Consider the following 568-nt stretch of genomic DNA (forward strand, 5'->3'; position numbering starts at 1 on the left):
CCTGGTGCCTCTACCTTCAGACCACCTAGCAAAGGCCTACCGGCGGCGCTCCAGGGTAATGCGGGCTCGATGGCAAATGCCTCCGAGCGGCGGGTTAAACTTAGACACGCTCACTCGTACTCCCTCAATGTAGGGAAACTCCTCCAACACCCGGTCTAGTACGCGGTGACCTAGGTGCTCCAATAGCCGGGCCGGGGCCAGCATTTCTTCGGCCACTACCCGGTAAAGCACTTCATAATTTACTGTCTCTCGCAGTTGGTCCGTGGCACCTGCCGCGTGCAAATCTGTGTCAATGTAGAGGTCGACGCCGTATTTATTGCCGATCTTCTGCTCCTCATCGTAGTAGCCGTGAAAGGCAAAAAACTCCATTCCTTCCAGTGCAATCTGGCCCATATGGTGAAACTATAGGTAGTAAACGTATGCGGCGGGCTTGTTGCCCGCACAAAACAACAAAGCCCACCCCAACAGGCAGGCTTTGTCTTACAGTAAATCTTGCGTGGGCTTACAGCTCATCAAAAAAGGATTTCTCCCCCAAGGAAGCTGCCGTGGCAAAGCCCGGCTGCCCGGG

The 568-nt window shown here is 54.9% G+C and carries 1 protein-coding gene; it reads right to left on the reverse strand.

The features are described from left to right. Positions 1–36 precede the first annotated feature (36 nt). Positions 37–393, reverse strand: a complete 357-nt coding sequence (folB, locus tag VI25_RS22040) for a dihydroneopterin aldolase (RefSeq protein ID WP_045687246.1) — start codon at positions 391–393, stop codon at positions 37–39. Between the last annotated feature and the right edge of the window lie 175 nt (positions 394–568).

The sequence above is a fragment of the Hymenobacter sp. AT01-02 genome, from assembly GCF_000961955.2.
In the GTDB taxonomy this organism is placed as follows: Bacteria; Bacteroidota; Bacteroidia; order Cytophagales; family Hymenobacteraceae; genus Hymenobacter; species Hymenobacter mucosus.

Bases quoted from the DNA above. Each gene is read 5' to 3' on its own strand.
- folB (WP_045687246.1), bottom strand. From the start codon at position 393: ATGGGCCAGATTGCACTGGAAGGAATGGAGTTTTTTGCCTTTCACGGC.